Source organism: Citrobacter telavivensis, assembly GCF_041807075.1.
GTDB classification, from domain to species: Bacteria; Pseudomonadota; Gammaproteobacteria; order Enterobacterales; family Enterobacteriaceae; genus Citrobacter_A; species Citrobacter_A telavivensis.
Map to the genome: position 1 here is coordinate 1,738,038 of NZ_JBGUBF010000001.1, position 18,621 is coordinate 1,756,658.

Sequence of the window (18,621 nt, forward strand, 5' to 3'; positions counted from 1 at the left end):
TCTTCTGTCCTTATCGCCGGAACGCTTCGTTACTAAAATCACCGTTGTAAACCGGATAAGCAAAGCGTCATCCGGCAAAACGTTCTACTATAGGCGGCATGATATACATTTGGTTTCTGTTGTAGCAAGGAATTGCCATGTCCCGGTTTCACTTAATTGCCCCCTCGGGCTACTGCATTAATCAACACGCGGCTTTGCTTGGTATCCAGCGCCTTAAGGACGCGGGGCATCAGGTCGATAATACGGCGGTGGTCAGTCGTCGCCATCAACGCTTTGCGGGTACGGAATCGGAGCGTCTGGCAGACGTGAACGGGCTTGTGCATCTCACCGCGCCGGACACCATCGTTATGCCGGTGCGCGGTGGCTATGGCGCGAGTCGACTGCTGGAACACATCGACTGGCAGGCCCTTGCTGCCCGACAACAGCGGGATCCGTTGCTCATTTGCGGTCACAGTGATTTTACGGCGATCCAGTGTGGTTTGCTGGCGCTGGGCAATGTCATCACCTTCAGCGGCCCGATGCTGGCAGCGAACGTTGGCGCACCGGAGCTGAATAGCTTTACGCAAACCCATTTCTGGCAAGCATTACGTCACGCGCAGTACACGGTGGAATGGCAAGGCGAAGGCCCGGCCTGTCATACCGAAGGAACGCTGTGGGGCGGCAATCTGGCGATGTTGATTTCGCTTATCGGCACCCCGTGGATGCCAAAAATTGAAAACGGTATTCTGGTGCTGGAAGACATCAATGAGCACCCTTTTCGCGTCGAGCGCATGTTGCTGCAGCTGTTTGATGCGGGCATTTTAAACCGCCAGCGCGCCATTGTGCTGGGCAGTTTTAGCGGCAGCGCCCCGAATGAGTATGATGACGGCTACGACCTCAACACGGTGTATGCGTTTTTACGTGAACGCCTCTCTGTTCCCCTGATTACCGGGCTTGATTTTGGTCATGAGCCGCGAACCGTTACGCTGGCGTTAGGCGCGCATGCCGTGCTACAGAATAGTCAAAATGGCACACAACTTACGATCTCGGGTCATCCCTTTCTGAAATCATAAAAAAAAACGGCTGTAGGGCTAAGTAACGCCCGGTTGCAGCCGTTAATATGATAATGTCAATGCAGAAAAACATGGCTAATTGAGGAGTAACCGAACGTTGGACGCCGCGGCAATAATCAGTCTTTTCATTTTGGGGTCCGTCCTCGTTACCAGTAGTATCTTACTCAGTTCATTTTCATCACGCCTTGGCATTCCTATTCTGGTCATCTTCCTGGCGATTGGCATGCTGGCTGGCGTCGATGGCGTCGGCGGTATCCCGTTCGATAACTATCCCTTTGCCTATATGGTCAGTAACCTAGCGCTGGCGATTATCCTGCTGGATGGCGGGATGCGCACGCAGGCCAGCTCGTTTCGCGTCGCGCTCGGTCCGGCACTCTCTCTGGCGACCGTTGGCGTCCTGATCACCTCCGGTTTAACCGGCATGATCGCCGCCTGGCTGTTTAATCTCGACCTGATCCAGGGGCTACTGATTGGCGCCATTGTTGGCTCAACGGATGCGGCGGCAGTCTTTTCCCTGCTTGGCGGCAAAGGGCTGAACGAACGTGTCGGCGCGACGCTGGAAATTGAATCCGGCAGTAATGACCCGATGGCGGTGTTCCTGACCATTACGCTTATCGAGATGATTCAGCAGCACGAAACCGGCTTAAGCTGGATGTTCGCGGTCCACATTATTCAGCAGTTTGGTCTGGGCATCCTGCTTGGACTGGGCGGCGGCTATCTGCTACAGCAGATGATTAATCGTATCTCCCTGCCCGCCGGGCTCTACCCGCTGTTGGCCCTGAGCGGCGGGATTCTGGTGTTCGCGCTGACCACGGCGCTGGAAGGCAGCGGGATTCTGGCGGTCTATCTGTGCGGCTTTTTGCTGGGAAATCGCCCGATTCGCAACCGTTTTGGCATTCTGCAAAACTTCGACGGGCTGGCCTGGCTGGCGCAGATCGGCATGTTCCTTGTGCTCGGACTGCTGGTGAATCCTTCCGATCTGCTGCCGATTGCCATTCCGGCGCTGATCCTGTCCGCCGGGATGATTTTCGTCGCCCGCCCGCTTTCCGTCTTTGTCGGACTGCTGCCGTTTCGCGGTTTTAATCTGCGTGAACGCGTGTTTATTAGCTGGGTGGGTCTGCGCGGCGCGGTGCCCATCATCCTTGCCGTCTTTCCGATGATGGCGGGCCTGGAAAATGCCCGTCTGTTCTTCAATGTCGCCTTCTTCGTGGTGCTGGTGTCACTGGTTTTTCAGGGCACCTCCCTCTCCTGGGCGGCGAAAAAAGCGAAAGTGGTGGTGCCGCCGGTCGGCTGGCCGGTCTCACGCGTGGGGCTGGATATTCATCCGGACAATCCGTGGGAGCAGTTTGTCTATCAGCTCAGCGCCGATAAATGGTGTGTCGGCGCGGCACTGCGCGATCTGCATATGCCTCAGGAAACGCGCATTGCGGCGCTGTTTCGTGACAACGTGCTGTTTCATCCCACCGGCAGTACCCGTCTGCGTGAAGGTGACGTGCTGTGCGTCATCGGTCGTGAACGCGACCTCCCGGCGCTGGGTAAACTGTTCAGCCAGTCGCCGCCGGTGGCGCTGGATCAGCGCTTCTTCGGCGACTTTATTCTGGAAGCCAGCGCCAAGTATGCCGATGTAGCGCTGATTTATGGTCTGGATGACGGAACGGAGTACCGCGATAAGCAGCAAACGCTGGGCGAAATTGTTCAGCAACTGCTGGGAGCGGCCCCGGTTGTCGGGGACCAGGTCATCTTCGCCGGGATGATCTGGACGGTCGCAGAAAAAGAAGACAATCAGGTTCGTAAAGTCGGGGTTCGCGTCGCCGGGGATGAAGACGAAGAGTAGTTATCATGCCGGATGGTGCTGCGCTTATCCGGCCTACTGATGACTCCGCTGTAGGCCGGATAAGGCGCATCGCACCGCCGTCCGGCAACATAAAAGTTACACCGTCACGACCGGAACACGCAGCGCCAGCGAACACATCAACTCATAGCCTACGGTTCCGGCAGATTTCGCCACGTCGTCAATTTTGATCTCTTTACCCCACAGTTCTACCGGCGTCCCGATACCCGCCTGCGGGCATGGCGTTAAATCCACCGCCAGCATATCCATCGACACCGTGCCCACGGTAGTGGTCCGCACACCGTCCACCAGCACCGGCGTTCCGCTCGGCGCATGACGTGGATAACCGTCCGCGTAGCCCGCCGCCACGATGCCAATGCGCTGTTCGCCTCTGGCAGTATAGCGCCCGCCATAGCCGACGCGATCCCCCGCTTTCAGCGTTTGTACACCGATGATTTCGCTGCTGAGCGTCATCACCGGCTTCAGCCCGGTATTGGCGATATCGCGCCACAGGCCTGACGGCGACGCACCGTAAAGAATGATACCCGGTCGCACCCAGTCAAAATGCGCATCGGGATGCCACAGCGTGGCCGCTGAGTTTGACAGTGAGCGACGGCATTCCAGCCCCTCCGTTGCCAGCGCGATACGTTCCATCGCATTGCGGATCCCGTCAGGGTGCTCAGCGTCGGCAAAATGCGACATCAGCGTCATTTCGCCAACGTTCGGCATCGCGCGCAGTTGCTGCCAGACGGTTTGCAGTCGTTCCGGCAGGAAGCCCAGGCGGTTCATGCCGCTGTTAACCTTCACGTAGACATCCAGCGGTGCCTTCAGCTTTGCATTCTGAATCGCTTTAAGCTGCCAGTTGCTGTGAACGCAGGTGGTCAAACGCCAGGTGTCGTACAGCGCCAGATCTTCCGCATGGAAAAACCCTTCCAGCATGAGAATTGGCCCTTTCCAGCCGCGCTCACGCAGGGTTACCGCCTCCTCCAGATTCAGAAGAGCAAAACCGTCGGTGTTGCCCAGCGCATTCCAGATACGTTCAATGCCGTGACCATAGGCATTCGCTTTCACCACCGACCAGACGCGGGCGTCCGGTGCGGCCTGACGCACTATGCTCAGGTTTTGTTTCATCGCCTGCAGGTCAAGGCTGGCCAATATAGGGCGGGTCATCTCTCGTCCTTCTTAGTTATGTGCGCCGTGCAGATGTTGGGGACGTGAAGGCGTAAAGCCAGCGTGGTAGCGCGCCACGCTCAGATCGTCATACGGAATGGCGGGCGTGCGACCCGACAGAATGTCGCTCAGCAACTGCCCTGAACCACAGGCCATCGTCCATCCCAGCGTACCGTGTCCGGTATTCAGCAACAGATTTTTGAAGCGGGTACGCCCCACCACCGGCGTACCGTCCGGCGTCATCGGGCGCAGTCCGGTCCAGAATGTCGCCTGTTCAACATGCCCTCCGCGCGGGTAGAGATCGCGGACCACCATCTCAAGCGTTTCCCGACGCGGCTGGAGTAGTTCGGTGTTGAAGCCGACAATTTCCGCCATACCGCCAACGCGGATACGCTGGTCAAAACGGGTAATGGCGATTTTGTAGGTTTCATCAAGAATAGTCGAAACCGGTGCGCCGTCCTCTTCCGCCACCGGAATCGTCAGCGAATAGCCTTTCAGCGGATAGACCGGGATATCGACAATCCCTTTCAGCATCGCCGTGGAGTAAGAGCCCATCGCCATGACGTAAGCATCGGCTTTAACGATCTCATCACCACATTTCACGCCGTAAATCTGCTCGCCTTCGCAAAGCAGTTTATCCACTGGCGTATTGAAACGGAATTTAACCCCCGCCTGTTCGGCCATCTGCGCCAGACGCTGGGTAAAGAGTTGGCAGTCGCCGGTTTCGTCATTCGGCAAACGCAAGCCGCCGGTCAGTTTGTGCGCCACTTCAGCCAGCGCCGGCTCGACTTCCGCCAGTCGACTGGCTTCCAGCAACTGATACGGCACGCCAGCGTCTTCCAGCACGGCAATGTCGCGCGTGGCGTTCTCATACTGCTGTGCGGTGCGGAACAGTTGCAGCGTGCCGCCCTGACGCCCTTCATACTGGATACCGGTCGATGCACGCAGCGATTTCAGGCAGTCACGGCTGTATTCCGCCAGACGCACCATCCGGCCCTTGTTTTCCATGTAGTGGCTGGTATCGCAATTACGCAGCATCTGCCACATCCATTTTAACTGGAACTGTGTGCCGTCCAGACGAACCGCCAGCGGCGCATGGCGCTGGAACATCCATTTAATCGCCTTTAGCGGTACACCCGGTGCTGCCCAGGGCGCTGCATAGCCCGGAGAGATCTGCCCCGCATTCGCCGCGCTGGTTTCCAGCGCCGGGCCAGGTTCGCGATCGATGACGGTGACATCATGTCCAGCCTGACTCAGATACCAGGCGCTGGTCACGCCAACGACGCCACTTCCCAGTATGACAACTCGCATAGCCACTCCGTTAACAGTAACAGTAAAAGAACAATCATCTAATTACATCTTGATAACCCAGATGAAAATATTATTCAACATATGGCTTTTTTATGGTGACACATCTCACATATAGCAGGAGGAACATTGAACTCGCTGCTTTGGGATCTCCTGCTGCGGGTTATTTTTATCCAGCATAAAATGTTGTTATGACCGCGAAATCTGGCGGGTCGACCAGCGGAAATCGCAAAGAAAATATTTCTCCACTGACACGGTTTTTAACAGGGTGTTCTATGCTTGAAATGAGGTGCTCCACACAGAGAGTGCCGCCAACAATGAGGGTGCGCGAATGGCTACGATTGATTCCATGAACAAGGACACCACACGGTTGAGCGATGGACCCGACTGGACGTTTGATCTGCTGGATGTCTATCTGGCAGAGATAGACCGGGTGGCGAAACTCTACAAACTGGATACCTACCCGCACCAGATTGAGGTCATCACCTCCGAGCAGATGATGGATGCATACTCCAGCGTCGGGATGCCCATTAACTATCCTCACTGGTCGTTTGGCAAAAAATTCATCGAGACCGAACGGCTGTATAAACACGGTCAGCAAGGGTTGGCCTATGAGATTGTGATTAACTCCAACCCGTGTATTGCCTATCTGATGGAGGAGAACACCATTACCATGCAGGCGCTGGTGATGGCGCACGCCTGCTATGGGCATAACTCCTTCTTCAAAAATAACTATCTGTTTCGCAGTTGGACCGACGCCAGTTCCATTGTCGATTACCTGATCTTCGCGCGTAATTACATTACCCAGTGCGAAGAGCGGTACGGCGTGGACGAGGTTGAGCGATTGCTCGACTCCTGCCACGCGCTGATGAACTACGGCGTTGATCGCTATAAACGCCCGCAGAAAATCTCCCTCCAGGAGGAGAAGGCCCGCCAGCAAAGTCGCGAAGAGTATCTGCAAAGCCAGGTGAACATGCTGTGGCGTACCCTGCCGAAGAAAGAAGAAGAGAAGACGGTCGCCGAAGCGCGGCGCTATCCTTCAGAGCCGCAGGAAAACCTGCTCTACTTTATGGAAAAAAATGCTCCGCTGCTGGAGTCATGGCAGCGCGAGATCCTGCGCATTGTGCGCAAAGTCAGCCAGTATTTTTATCCGCAGAAACAGACCCAGGTGATGAACGAAGGTTGGGCCACCTTCTGGCATTACACCATTCTGAACCACCTGTATGACGAGGGGAAAGTCACCGAACGTTTTATGCTGGAATTTTTGCACAGCCACACCAACGTAGTATTCCAGCCGCCTTATAACAGTCCGTGGTACAGCGGTATTAACCCTTACGCACTGGGGTTCGCTATGTTCCAGGACATCAAGCGTATCTGTCAGTCACCGACGGAAGAAGATAAGTACTGGTTCCCGGATATCGCGGGTTCCGACTGGCTGGAAACGCTGCATTTTGCCATGCGTGATTTCAAAGATGAGAGTTTCATCAGCCAGTTCCTGTCACCGAAGGTGATGCGTGATTTCCGCCTCTTTACGGTGCTGGATGATGACCGGCATAACTACCTGGAGATCTCTGCTATTCACAATGAAGAAGGCTATCGTGAAATCCGCAACCGCCTCTCGTCGCAATATAATTTGAGCAACGTGGAGCCGAATATTCAGGTCTGGAACGTGGATCTGCGGGGCGATCGCTCTCTCACCCTACGCTATATCCCGCATAATCGTGCGCCGCTGGATAAAGGACGCAAAGAGGTACTCAAGCATGTGCACCGGCTGTGGGGGTTTGATGTGATGCTGGAACAGCAAAACGAGGACGGAAGCGTGGAACTGCTCGAGCGCTGCCCACCCAGAATGAACAGCCTGTAAAACAAAAACCCCCTCATCATGAGGGGGTTCGCGTTTAGCGGCCTTGAATGGCTAAATCGCCTGGCAGGTTTTTCTGCATCCGGTGCCAGATCTCACCGCTATCATGACCATAACGACGCACCGTTTCGTATACCTGATCGTGCGCGCCCTGTAAGCACAGTTGCGACAGCTTATGATAGAAACCGAGCGCCAGGCTGCGCGCTTCCGGATTGGCGAAGTAGTGACGGCCAATGCGGGTATACAACCCTTTCATCCCGTTAAGAATCAGGCCATAAATCGGGTTGCCGGAGGCAAACGCCAGACCGCGGAAAATGCTGTAATCGAGATCGGCAAACGCATCGGCGTGATCGGCCACTTCCTTCGCGGTCGCCAGCACTTCCTGCGCTTTGTCAGGATGCTGACGAAACGCGGTACGAATGAAGATGGTGGAGATGTTGGTCCGGACCGACAGCAGATTATCGATCAGTTGCGGAACGCTTTCGTGATCGAGACGCGCCAGCGTTTCAAGAATATTCAGCCCGGACGTTTCCCAGAAATTATTCACCTTCGTCGGTTTGCCATGCTGAATGGTCAACCAACCGTCTCGCGCCAGACGCTGCAGCACTTCACGTAACGTGGTACGAGTCACCCCGATGAGTTCCGAGAGTTCTCGTTCTGCAGGCAAGATAGTGCCAGGGGGGAAGCGGTTATTCCAGATACTTTCAATGATGTACTCTTCCGCGAAACCCGCCGGGCTCTGCGCCTTAATGACCATAGTGAGATTTCCATTACACAGCAAAACATAGTTACACTCATCATACCAGACGGGGTACACGCCCGATAGCAGACACAATGAAGAAAAAGTGGATCAAGGCTTCATTTTCTTGATAACACGGGCTGTCGGGGGTTAAAGGCTTGCCTGCTTTCAGACTGACCGTTACTCTTTGTGGCTAACCATAAGAACATCATTTCAATAAATAAGGTAAGGGAAACCATAATGGAACTCTCATGGGGCCGCGCGTTCTGGCGCAACTTTTTAGGCCAGTCGCCAGACTGGTACAAGCTCGCACTACTGACCTTCCTGATAGTTAATCCACTGATTTTCATTATCAGCCCATTTGTTGCGGGCTGGTTGCTGGTGGCGGAATTCATCTTCACACTGGCGATGGCCCTGAAGTGTTACCCGTTGCTGCCAGGCGGTTTGCTGGCCATTGAAGCCGTTATGATTGGAATGACCAGCGCCGCGCATGTTCGTGAAGAGGTGGCAAACAATCTGGAAGTCTTGCTGCTGCTGATGTTCATGGTCGCAGGCATCTATTTTATGAAGCAGCTGCTGCTGTTTATTTTTACCCGTCTGCTGCTGAGCATTCGCTCCAAAACGCTGCTGTCACTTGCGTTTTGTGTGGCGGCGGCCTTCCTTTCCGCCTTCCTTGATGCGCTGACCGTTGTGGCGGTGGTGATAAGCGTCGCCGTCGGGTTCTATGGCATTTATCACCGCGTGGCCTCTTCCCGCGCGGACGATCATGACATTCTTGATGACAGCCATATCGATCAGCACTACAAATCGGTACTCGAACAATTCCGTGGCTTCCTTCGCAGCCTGATGATGCATGCCGGAGTGGGAACCGCGCTCGGCGGTGTGATGACGATGGTGGGTGAGCCGCAGAACCTGATCATCGCCAAAGCCGCTGGCTGGCATTTTGGCGACTTCTTCCTGCGGATGTCGCCCGTCACCGTTCCGGTACTGATTTGCGGCCTGCTCACCTGCGTACTGGTTGAGAAGCTGCGCTGGTTTGGCTATGGCGAAACGCTGCCGGAAAAAGTACGTGACGTATTGCAACAGTTTGACGATCAAAGCCGCCAGCAGCGTAATCGTCAGGACCGATTAAAGCTGATCGTTCAGGCCATTATCGGCGTCTGGCTGGTTATTGCCCTGGCGCTGCATCTGGCGGAAGTGGGGCTGATCGGTCTGTCCGTCATTATCTTCGCCACCTCGCTGACCGGTGTGACCGATGAGCATGCGATTGGCAAGGCGTTTACCGAGTCCCTGCCTTTCACCGCGCTGCTGACGGTCTTTTTCTCGATTGTGGCGGTGATCATCGATCAGCAACTCTTCTCGCCGATTATCCAGTTTGTATTGCAGGCCTCGGAGCACGCGCAGTTGACACTGTTCTATCTCTTCAACGGTCTGCTCTCGTCAATCTCAGATAATGTCTTCGTTGGTACTATCTACATTAACGAGGCCAAAGCGGCCATGGAAAGCGGCGCTATCTCGCTGCCACAGTACGAACTGTTGGCGGTGGCTATCAACACCGGGACTAACCTGCCGTCCGTGGCGACGCCAAACGGCCAGGCGGCGTTCCTGTTCCTGCTCACCTCCGCGCTGGCACCGCTGATTCGCCTCTCCTATGGTCGGATGGTCTGGATGGCGTTGCCGTATACCATCGTGCTGACCCTGGTCGGTCTGCTGTGCGTTGAGTTTACCCTGACGCCGCTGACCGAGTGGATGACGCAAGCCGGCTGGTTAGCTACACTTTAATAACAACTTACCGGGCATTTCACTGCCCGGTTTGCCTTTTTGCATGATATTTATCCGATTACACAATATTTAAGTTTCTCCTGGTGGCGCTGTGATCGAATTGGTTTACACTGCCGTGTCTACGCATGTTGCAGGGAAATTATTATGTTGCGATATTTAAACCAGTGCTCACGGGGTCGGGGCGCCTGGTTATTAATGGCTTTTACTGCCCTGGCGCTTGAACTGGTCGCGCTGTGGTTTCAGCATGTTATGCTGCTTAAGCCTTGTGTACTGTGCATCTATGAGCGCTGCGCGCTGTTCGGCATCATGGGGGCCGGGCTGGTTGGGGCTATTGCGCCTAAATCGCCGTTGCGCTACGTGGCGCTGATTATCTGGATCTACAGTGCCTGGCGCGGCGTGCAGTTGGCCTGGGAACACACGATGATCCAGTTGCACCCTTCTCCGTTCATGACCTGTGATTTTATGGCCCGCTTCCCCAGTTGGTTGCCGCTGGATAAGTGGGTGCCACAGGTGTTTGTTGCCTCCGGAGATTGCGCTGAGCGCCAGTGGGAATTTTTATCGCTGGAAATGCCACAATGGTTACTGGGCATTTTTGCGGCCTATCTGGTCATCGCGGTTCTGGTCCTGCTTGTCCAGCCGCTTAAACCGAAAAGACGCGATCTGTTTGGTCGCTAATCTCAGACGCTCCCTGCCAGGAGCGTTTTTTTTGCCTTAAAGTCATTGCTGACGGCGCTGCATAAGATGTATATTAAATGCATCTTATGCAGCCTGGCAAGGAGATGTCCCGTGTCCCATTTACGTATCCCGGCAAACTGGAAAATCAAACGTTCCACCCCTTTCTTCACCAAAGATAATGTCCCCGCGGCACTGCTTTCCCACCACAACACCGCCGCTGGCGTTTTCGGTCAGCTTTGTGTGATGGAAGGTACGGTAACCTATTACGGATTCGCCAACGAAGAGGCAAAAGAGCCAGAAGTCAAAGTGGTGATTAACGCCGGGCAGTTCGCCACCAGCCCGCCACAGTACTGGCATCGTGTGGAACTCAGCGATGACGCCCAGTTTAACATCAACTTCTGGGTCGCTGACGAACATCAGGGCGATGAGATGTATCAGGCGAAAAAAGCGTAACGCCTGAAATCAGACCGGGCGGATCAATCCGCCCATGAAGGTTTGTTTAAGATATGGTCCTGCCAGTCATGGACTTCTGAGTCTCTTACCGCAATGTGGCGTACCGAAATTCGCTCGCCGTGCATTGCCGCTTTCGACCCCGTCAACAACGGATGCCACTCCGGCAGACCTTTCCCTTCCGCCAGCAGACGATAGGCGCACGTCATCGGCAACCATTCAAAGGTGGGCAGGTTATCACGCGTTAACTTGATGCAGTCAGGCTCGTACTCGAACCGGCGCTCATAGTTGCGGCACTGGCAGGTTTTAATATTGAGCTGACGACAGGCGACGTTGGTGAAATAGATCTCGTCGGTATCCTCGTCCATCAGTTTATGCAGGCAGCACTGACCACAGCCATCACATAACGACTCCCATTCGGCATCGGTCATTTCATCCAGGGTTTTACGTTGCCAGAAAGGTAAATCGCTCATCAGGGTATCCGCCATTACTATAAAGCTGCACCTTATAACCAGTCTGGCACGCTGATGCAAGTTTTGCCGCCCAAAAAAGGCGGCAATCAGGTGTTACAGGACGCGGGTCGTCAGCGAATGACCGTTAAAATTGACCACCAGCTCATCGCCGCTGGCAAGCGGTCCAACGCCTTCCGGGGTGCCGGTCAGCACAACGTCGCCGGCTTTAAGGGTAAAGAACTTGCTCATATAGGCGATTAAGGGAACGATTTTGTGGATCATATCCGCCGTCGTGCCCTGCTGGCGAACCTCGCCGTTGACGGTCAGGCCCAGCGGCGTCGCCTGCGGATCGCCGTTAAATTCCGTGGCCGGAATGAACCCGGACAGCGGGCACGAGTTATCGAATCCTTTTGCCTTCTCCCAGGGCTGCCCAGCCTTCTTCATTTTGCCCTGAATATCACGTAACGTCAGATCGAGCGCCACGCCATATCCAGCGATCGCCTTACGGACATGCTCTTCGGTCGCCTGACGCAGCGTCGCGCCGATTAATACCGCCAGTTCGACCTCATGGTGCACCGAGCCCATATCTGTCGGAATGACCAGCGGCTGGCGCAAATCGCACAGGGCGGTTTCCGGCTTGATAAACAGCACCGGCTCATCCGGCGTGACGCTACCCATTTCTTTAATGTGGTTGGCGTAGTTGCTGCCCACGCACACCACTTTGCTTACCGGGTAGTCAAGCAGCGCACCCTGCCAGTTATGATGTTGATACATTCATTTTCCCCTAATTTGTCATCGTTGACTTCAGGAATGGCACCGACAGGCATGACGCCGGGTACCGTTTATTTATCGGTTTCTGGATTGTTTTGTGAGGCGTTGAAACGATGTTGCTTCAATAAATCTTCGGGCGGCGGAGGCAGTTGTAAATAATATCCCTGCTCCGTTAAGGCTTGTTTTACTTTATCCAGCGAGGCGTTGACTAACTTTTTGCTCCCGTCGAGCGGCAATATCATTGCCAGCAGCGGCTGACCAAATCCTTTCATCAGTTCTTCAGGCACGCGTGAGAAATCGTCTTTTTTTTCGACATACAAATAGGTCTGGTCACGCTTAGCACTTCTGTAGATCACACAAAACATACATTTTACTCTGAATTAAACGGATGGCGACTTGCCTCAATATAATAGTGACTATAACATGCCTTCTGGACTTCGGAATATCACTCCACATCGGGGATGATAAATAGCAAATTGAGTAAGGCCAGGATGTCAAACACGCCCATCGAACTTAAAGGCAGTAGCTTCACCTTATCAGTGGTTCATTTACATGAAGCAGAACCCGAGGTTATTCGTCAGGCGTTAGAAGACAAAATCGCGCAGGCTCCCGCTTTTTTAAAACACGCTCCTGTGGTGGTGAATGTCAGTAGCCTTGACGCGCCGGTGAACTGGCCGCAGTTGCAGAAGGTCGTGGCGTCGACGGGGTTGCGTATTGTTGGCGTCAGCGGTTGCAAAGATGCCCGGCTGAAAGCCGAAATCGACAAAATGGGCCTTCCTTTACTTACTGAAGGTAAAGATAAAGTGGCGCGTTCCGCGCCGGCAGAACCCGTTGCTCCCGCCGCAGTAGTGCAAAACGCTACTCCCGTCACAAAAACGCGATTTATTGATGTACCGGTTCGTTCCGGTCAACGCATTTATGCACCACAATGTGATCTGATTGTTACAAGCCACGTCAGTGCTGGCGCAGAGCTGATCGCTGATGGCAATATCCATGTCTATGGCATGATGAGAGGTCGTGCGCTGGCTGGGGCAAGCGGCGACCGGGAAGCGCAAATTTTCTGTACCCATCTGACGGCAGAACTGGTGTCTATCGCAGGTGTTTACTGGCTGAGTGATAAAATCCCAGCAGAATTTTATGGCAAAGCGGCACGTCTGCAGTTGGCAGATAACGCTTTGACAGTTCAACCGTTGAATTGATCCCTTTTTAACAAGGAATTTCTATGGCACGCATTATTGTAGTTACTTCGGGTAAAGGGGGCGTTGGCAAAACCACCTCCAGCGCGGCCATCGCTACTGGTTTGGCCCAGAAGGGAAAGAAAACTGTCGTTATTGATTTTGATATCGGCCTGCGTAACCTCGATCTGATCATGGGGTGTGAGCGTCGGGTTGTTTATGATTTCGTCAACGTCATTCAGGGCGATGCTTCGCTCAATCAGGCGCTCATCAAGGACAAGCGCACTGAAAATCTCTTCATTCTTCCGGCCTCTCAGACTCGCGATAAAGACGCGTTAACGCGTGAAGGCGTTGCAAAAGTCCTCGACGATCTGAAAGCGATGGATTTCGATTTTATCGTCTGCGACTCCCCGGCGGGGATCGAAACCGGCGCGCTGATGGCGCTCTATTTCGCCGACGAAGCGATCATCACCACTAACCCGGAAGTCTCCTCGGTGCGCGACTCCGATCGTATTCTGGGTATTCTGGCGTCTAAATCTCGCCGCGCCGAGAACGGTGAAGATCCGATTAAAGAACATCTGCTGTTGACGCGCTACAACCCGGGCCGCGTCAACCGGGGCGATATGCTCAGTATGGAAGATGTGCTGGAGATCCTGCGTATCAAACTCGTCGGGGTTATCCCGGAAGATCAGTCTGTTCTGCGCGCCTCTAACCAGGGTGAACCTGTCATTCTGGACATCAATGCAGACGCAGGTAAAGCGTATGCCGATACGGTAGACCGTCTGTTGGGAGAAGAACGTCCTTTCCGCTTCATTGACGAAGAGAAGAAAGGTTTCCTCAAACGCCTGTTCGGAGGATAAGTTATGGCATTACTGGATTTTTTTCTCTCGCGGAAAAAGAGTACAGCGAACATCGCAAAAGAGCGATTGCAGATTATTGTTGCCGAGCGTCGTCGTAGCGACGCCGAGCCGCATTATTTACCGCAGTTACGTAAAGATATTCTTGAAGTCATTTGTAAGTATGTACAAATTGATCCGGAAATGGTCACCGTTCAGCTAGAACAAAAAGACGGCGATATTTCCATTCTCGAACTTAACGTCACATTACCGGAAACTGAAGAGTCGAAATAAACGCGTCACTAAGAAGATTCCAGGAAAAAAGGCAGAGCGATCTGCCTTTTTTATTTTCAGCGCATTATCTGTTGCGACAGTGATGATGCGTGAAATACGGAATTCACTTATCCGCGCTCAATAACTTTTCGGCTATTTTCGCTTTTGCATAGCAGACAAAACGCGAGACGGCGGGCATAACCTCTGCCCAGTCAACGCTTACCTGCCCCAGATAGTCAAGCCGCGCGGTAGCAAGTAGAGAAGCGTGTTCGTCCGGGAGATAAGGCAGCAACCAGTCCGCCGCCCTGTCTTTCGCGGTAAAACCGCCCGTCGCCACGCTGTACCAGATGCGTGCCAGGGTCAAAATGATATTGCGTTCGTCGCCTTGCAAATCACGACTGTTCTGCCAGAGCGTCAGCGTCTGGCGGAACGTCTCTCGTATGTCGTTTTCTGGCACTGGCTCAAAAAGCAGGTCCGCACGCTCGCCGGATAAGGCAACACTGGCACTACGCGCCTGGGTTATTAAAATCGCCAGATCGCTATCCTGCTGCGCAGGTTCATACTTCCCCGCGTGAATATCTTCGCGCAACCACTCGCCAAACTGCATCTCCCGCCGGGGAGGAAAACGCCAGGGAACCACATCGCCATGCACCACCACCGTTACCTCAAGCGCCCGCCAGAGCGCCGACGAGCCAGGCCCGGCTGATACCAACAGCAGTTCCTGCATAAGCGCTTCTCGCTGCGCCGTCGTCAGCGGCACGCGCGTGGTAACCAGCAAATCAATATCGCTGTAGGGTTTTAGCCCACCTTCAACGGCAGACCCGTACAGGTGAATGGCCAGCAGGCTGTCTTCCAGGATCCGTGCAATGATGGCCTTCGCCTTTTCCAGCTGGTCCCGGAGGGTATCCGGCATCGTTGATGTCATCGTCTTAACCGTTATCATGTCATTTCTGCCCGGTACACCTTAACGCGGCAGGAAACCCGCCGACAAGCAGCGGGCTGAACCTGAATTTAGTGGTGCAGCATTTCATCCACCACGGCCTGGGCCTTGAGTTGATAAGGGTAATAGGTCGGCCAGTTATCCATCTCTTCCAGTAGCGCCTGCTGTGAGGTATTGCCCATAAAAATGTGGAAATGGTTCGACGTGCGCGGCGCAATGATATGATCGCTGAACTGCACAAACTTCGGCGCCTTACTGTTTGCATCTTTGCATTCAAACAGATAGCGCACCCCTTTTTTACCTGACGTATAGGTCAGGATTTTGTAACCGGCGTAGTCATACTGACAGGAGGCTACCTGCTTGCCGGTATGAAACTCCATCACGCCATTTTCGATGCCAATGGTATCGACCTTCGTCGCATAGCCTTTACGGTAGTAGGATTTCACCTCTTCCGCCGTTTTACTCTTATCCTTTTCCGCCTTTTGTTTAAAAACCGGATCCAGTTCGCCGCTAACCAGATAAGGATAAACGGATTGCCACATGCCGTCCCAGTCGGTAAGCGCCCTGTCCCTGACATTGCTATCCGCAAATTCGCCTTGCGCCGCCTTCTGTTCCATTTCTGTCAGCGGCACGCCATGCGCGTGATCGCCGTGGGCGAAGGCATAACTGCTGATCCACAGCATTCCCAGAGAGATTGATATTTTTTTCCAATGCATTGCCAACGTCGTACCCTCAATCAAGTGAATAAGATGAAATGTTATATTATAACAATTAAATTTATTCAACACCGCTGAGCGTAAATGATGGAAACTTGATCTGGTCACTTTTTATGCAAAAAGCAGATTCGATATACTGCAACTGGAGACAAAAAACAGGAGGTAATGACTATGTATCGTTCTGTTCTGGTGCCCATTGATATCTCAGAAGCCGATCTCACCCGGCAACTTATTCCTCAGGTTAAAATTCACGCCAAAACGGCAAAAGTCCATTTTCTGTCAGTCATTCCCTCAGTCCCCTTTTATGCATCCCTGGGGCTCGCTTACTCTGGCGAACTCCCGGATAAAAATGGACTGCAGACGAAGGCATCACAGAAACTCGATGAGATTGTGAAACAATTCGATATCCCTGAAGGCCGTGTTCAAAAGCATGTGGTATATGGCCCCCCGAAAGATCAGATCCTGAAACTGGCGGATTCCGTCAGTGCTGACCTGGTGATCATCGCTTCACACCAGCCCGGTATCTCAACGTACCTATTGGGTTCTACCGCCGCAGCCGTCGTGCGCCATGCACACTGTCCTGTACTGGTGGTACGCTGAGCCGTAAACGGGAGTCTGCTGGCTCCCGTTTATGTCATTTTCACGATCCAGTCGCGGAATATTTCCATCGCGGGCGTCACCGGTTTCGACTTCAGGTGGGTAAGCCAGTAACCGCCCATGTTGATTTCAATTGCGAAAGGCCGAACGAGTTGTCCGGCGGCCAGTTCTCTGGTGAACATCATTGCCGGAACCAGTGCCGCGCCGCCGGTATGGATGACCGTTTCAATCATCAGGCGGGAGGAGTCAAAAACGGCGCCATTGATCCGTTCCGCCGTCACGCCTGCCGCAGCAAACCAGTTGTCCCACTCATCTGCCCGGTATGACCGCAGAAGATTCTCTTGCAGAAGATCGGCGGGCTGGCTAAGCCGTTGCGCGGTTTCTGGCGTGCACAGGACGGTCAGCGGAGCCTCGCACAGCATGTCGTTGTGGGTAGCGGGCCACTGACCGCTGCCAAAGCGGATGGCAAAATCCAGTCCCTCAGCCGCCAGATTCACGACGTTGTTATTTGTGCGCAAGCGCAATTCAACGAACGGATGCGCCTGCCGGAATTGCTCAATACGCGGCAGTAACCAGCCAACGGCAAATGTCCCGACTGCGGCGACCGTGAGCACTTCACGATACTCCCCGCCCTCGAACTTACGGAAAATGGTGTCGATTTGGCTAAAGGCGTCGGTCAGGACGGCAAACAGCGCCTGCGCCTCATCCGTCATCTCCAGCCCTCTGGGCAGACGTTTAAAAAGCACCCTGTTCAGGCGATCTTCCAGGATACGCACCTGCTGGCTGACGGCAGCCTGCGTGACACAGAGTTCCAGTGCCGCTCGTGTAAAACTCAAATGGCGAGCTGAAGCTTCAAAGGCGCGTAGCGCATTGAGGGGAAGATTAGAACGCATAATAAAGACTCATAAGATTTTCTTTATTCCAGGGTAAATTCTTCTCGCTTGTTAAGCAAGCGCTGATAGCGGATAGTCCAGGTACCGCAGAGATATCTTGCGCCTTTAATTCTCTTTCTTCTTTTGTCTGTCTGAGTGGAAAAAATGAAAGCGCTTATCGATCTATTTACTGATTTTCAAGGACGTTATTTATGCTAAAAAAACGATTACATCAGACGCTACTTATCGCTGGTATGCTCACTTTCTTTGCCGGCAGTTCGCCGCTTTCGGCCCGTGAGCAAGCGGCTATCCCACAGGTTCAGCAAAAGCTGGCAGCCTTAGAAAAACAATCGGGTGGTCGACTCGGCGTTGCGCTCATTAATACCGCCGATCGTTCGCAAATTCTTTATCGCGGTGACGAGCGCTTTGCCATGTGCAGTACCAGTAAAACGATTGTCGTCGCAGCCGTATTAAAACAGAGTGAAACGCAACGCGATATCTTGCAGCAGAAAATGGCCATCAATAAAGCCGATCTCACGAACTGGAACCCAGTGACGGAAAAATACGTCGATAAAGAGATGACATTAGCGGAGCTAAGTGCTGCCGCTCTGCAATACAGCGATAATACGGCAATGAATAAATTGCTTGAGCATCTGGGTGGCACCGGCAACGTCACGGCCTTTGCCCGTTCGATTGGCGACACCACGTTTCGTCTGGACAGGACTGAACCCGAACTGAATACCGCCATCCCTGGCGATGAACGCGATACCACCTCGCCGCTGGCGATGGCAAAAAGCCTGCATAAGCTGACGCTGGGTGATGCGCTGGCCGGTATGCAGCGGGCACAACTGGTCGCCTGGTTGAAAGGGAATACAACCGGCGGCCAGAGTATTCGTGCCGGACTGCCTGAAAGTTGGGTGGTTGGCGATAAAACCGGGGGCGGCGATTACGGCACCACGAATGATATCGCGGTGATCTGGCCCGAAGATCGTGCGCCGCTGATCCTCGTGACTTACTTTACACAGCCGCAGCAGGATGCCAAAGGACGTAAAGATGTTCTGGCCGCCGCCGCAAAAATTGTGACGGAAGGGCTTTGATCCCGGCAAGCACGCGGAGAAAGC

20 protein-coding genes are annotated in these 18,621 nt (G+C 53.8%); 11 read left to right on the forward strand and 9 right to left on the reverse strand.

Features of this window, described 5'->3' with window-relative positions; all coding sequences use genetic code 11:
* Positions 1–137 precede the first annotated feature (137 nt).
* On the forward strand, positions 138–1,052 hold the full coding sequence (gene ldcA / locus ACERJC_RS08215) for a muramoyltetrapeptide carboxypeptidase (RefSeq protein WP_373671435.1): 915 nt from the start codon (positions 138–140) through the stop codon (positions 1,050–1,052).
* A gap of 97 nt (positions 1,053–1,149) precedes the next feature.
* Positions 1,150–2,886, forward strand: coding sequence for a potassium/proton antiporter (locus tag ACERJC_RS08220; protein WP_152404246.1), 1,737 nt, complete (start codon positions 1,150–1,152; stop codon positions 2,884–2,886).
* Positions 2,887–2,982: 96 nt separating this feature from the next.
* On the opposite strand, the gene dadX is transcribed toward ACERJC_RS08220, so the two are convergent.
* A complete protein-coding gene (gene dadX, locus ACERJC_RS08225) occupies positions 2,983–4,053 on the reverse strand; it encodes a catabolic alanine racemase DadX (RefSeq protein WP_152404244.1) in 1,071 nt (356 codons plus the stop codon).
* A gap of 12 nt (positions 4,054–4,065) precedes the next feature.
* Positions 4,066–5,364: a D-amino acid dehydrogenase gene (locus ACERJC_RS08230; protein WP_373671436.1), complete on the reverse strand. Its 1,299-nt coding sequence runs from the start codon at positions 5,362–5,364 to the stop codon at positions 4,066–4,068.
* Positions 5,365–5,692: 328 nt separating this feature from the next.
* On the opposite strand from ACERJC_RS08230, the gene ACERJC_RS08235 reads away from it, so the two are divergent.
* The gene (locus ACERJC_RS08235) at positions 5,693–7,225 is read left to right on the forward strand and encodes a SpoVR family protein (protein ID WP_152404242.1); all 1,533 of its coding nucleotides are present in this window, start codon (positions 5,693–5,695) and stop codon (positions 7,223–7,225) included.
* 34 nt (positions 7,226–7,259) lie between these two features.
* Here ACERJC_RS08235 and fadR read toward each other — a convergent pair whose 3' ends face one another.
* Positions 7,260–7,979: a fatty acid metabolism transcriptional regulator FadR gene (gene fadR, locus ACERJC_RS08240; RefSeq protein ID WP_152404241.1), complete on the reverse strand. Its 720-nt coding sequence runs from the start codon at positions 7,977–7,979 to the stop codon at positions 7,260–7,262.
* A gap of 222 nt (positions 7,980–8,201) precedes the next feature.
* Here fadR and nhaB point away from each other — a divergent pair, with 222 nt between their 5' ends.
* The 3 genes from nhaB (at position 8,202) to ACERJC_RS08255 (ending at position 10,871) form a co-directional block, all read left to right on the forward strand.
* Positions 8,202–9,743, forward strand: coding sequence for a Na(+)/H(+) antiporter NhaB (gene nhaB, locus ACERJC_RS08245; protein WP_373671437.1), 1,542 nt, complete (start codon positions 8,202–8,204; stop codon positions 9,741–9,743).
* A 144-nt stretch (positions 9,744–9,887) separates the two neighbouring features.
* A complete protein-coding gene (dsbB, locus tag ACERJC_RS08250; protein WP_152404237.1) occupies positions 9,888–10,418 on the forward strand; it encodes a disulfide bond formation protein DsbB in 531 nt (176 codons plus the stop codon).
* Positions 10,419–10,529: 111 nt separating this feature from the next.
* Entirely contained in the window at positions 10,530–10,871 is a 342-nt protein-coding gene (locus tag ACERJC_RS08255) for a TehB family protein (RefSeq protein ID WP_061077761.1), read from the forward strand.
* A gap of 23 nt (positions 10,872–10,894) precedes the next feature.
* Here the strand turns inward: ACERJC_RS08255 and ycgN are convergent, their stop codons facing one another.
* The 3 genes from ycgN to ACERJC_RS08270 all read right to left on the reverse strand — a co-directional run bounded on the left by ycgN (position 10,895) and on the right by ACERJC_RS08270 (position 12,456).
* Positions 10,895–11,341 (reverse strand): cysteine cluster protein YcgN, encoded by a 447-nt coding sequence (gene ycgN, locus ACERJC_RS08260; RefSeq protein WP_373671438.1) that lies wholly within the window; start codon positions 11,339–11,341, stop codon positions 10,895–10,897.
* Positions 11,342–11,434: 93 nt separating this feature from the next.
* On the reverse strand, positions 11,435–12,094 hold the full coding sequence (locus ACERJC_RS08265; RefSeq protein ID WP_152404235.1) for a fumarylacetoacetate hydrolase family protein: 660 nt from the start codon (positions 12,092–12,094) through the stop codon (positions 11,435–11,437).
* 68 nt (positions 12,095–12,162) lie between these two features.
* Positions 12,163–12,456 carry a YcgL domain-containing protein gene (locus tag ACERJC_RS08270; RefSeq protein ID WP_373671439.1) on the reverse strand — a complete coding sequence of 98 codons (294 nt, stop codon included), beginning with the start codon at positions 12,454–12,456 and terminating at the stop codon, positions 12,163–12,165.
* Positions 12,457–12,582: 126 nt separating this feature from the next.
* Here ACERJC_RS08270 and minC point away from each other — a divergent pair, with 126 nt between their 5' ends.
* Genes minC through minE form a run of 3 tightly spaced genes read left to right on the forward strand, consistent with a single transcriptional unit; the run spans position 12,583 to position 14,396 of the window.
* Entirely contained in the window at positions 12,583–13,290 is a 708-nt protein-coding gene (gene minC / locus ACERJC_RS08275; RefSeq protein ID WP_373671440.1) for a septum site-determining protein MinC, read from the forward strand.
* A gap of 23 nt (positions 13,291–13,313) precedes the next feature.
* A complete protein-coding gene (gene minD / locus ACERJC_RS08280) occupies positions 13,314–14,126 on the forward strand; it encodes a septum site-determining protein MinD (RefSeq protein ID WP_042318537.1) in 813 nt (270 codons plus the stop codon).
* A 3-nt stretch (positions 14,127–14,129) separates the two neighbouring features.
* Positions 14,130–14,396 (forward strand): cell division topological specificity factor MinE, encoded by a 267-nt coding sequence (minE, locus tag ACERJC_RS08285; protein WP_046481107.1) that lies wholly within the window; start codon positions 14,130–14,132, stop codon positions 14,394–14,396.
* A 103-nt stretch (positions 14,397–14,499) separates the two neighbouring features.
* On the opposite strand, the gene ant(3'')-Ic is transcribed toward minE, so the two are convergent.
* Together ant(3'')-Ic and zinT are read right to left on the reverse strand one after the other, a co-directional pair.
* Positions 14,500–15,300: an aminoglycoside nucleotidyltransferase ANT(3'')-Ic gene (gene ant(3'')-Ic, locus ACERJC_RS08290; protein ID WP_373671691.1), complete on the reverse strand. Its 801-nt coding sequence runs from the start codon at positions 15,298–15,300 to the stop codon at positions 14,500–14,502.
* Positions 15,301–15,386: 86 nt separating this feature from the next.
* Entirely contained in the window at positions 15,387–16,031 is a 645-nt protein-coding gene (gene zinT / locus ACERJC_RS08295; RefSeq protein ID WP_178823036.1) for a metal-binding protein ZinT, read from the reverse strand.
* 171 nt (positions 16,032–16,202) lie between these two features.
* Between zinT and uspF the strand changes: the two genes are divergently transcribed.
* Entirely contained in the window at positions 16,203–16,631 is a 429-nt protein-coding gene (gene uspF / locus ACERJC_RS08300) for a universal stress protein UspF (protein WP_152406310.1), read from the forward strand.
* 29 nt (positions 16,632–16,660) lie between these two features.
* Here the strand turns inward: uspF and sedR are convergent, their stop codons facing one another.
* Positions 16,661–17,521 carry a beta-lactamase transcriptional regulator SedR gene (gene sedR / locus ACERJC_RS08305; protein ID WP_373671441.1) on the reverse strand — a complete coding sequence of 287 codons (861 nt, stop codon included), beginning with the start codon at positions 17,519–17,521 and terminating at the stop codon, positions 16,661–16,663.
* Positions 17,522–17,712: 191 nt separating this feature from the next.
* Between sedR and blaTEL the strand changes: the two genes are divergently transcribed.
* Positions 17,713–18,597, forward strand: coding sequence for a TEL family class A beta-lactamase (gene blaTEL / locus ACERJC_RS08310; RefSeq protein ID WP_373671442.1), 885 nt, complete (start codon positions 17,713–17,715; stop codon positions 18,595–18,597).
* Positions 18,598–18,621: the final 24 nt, after the last annotated feature.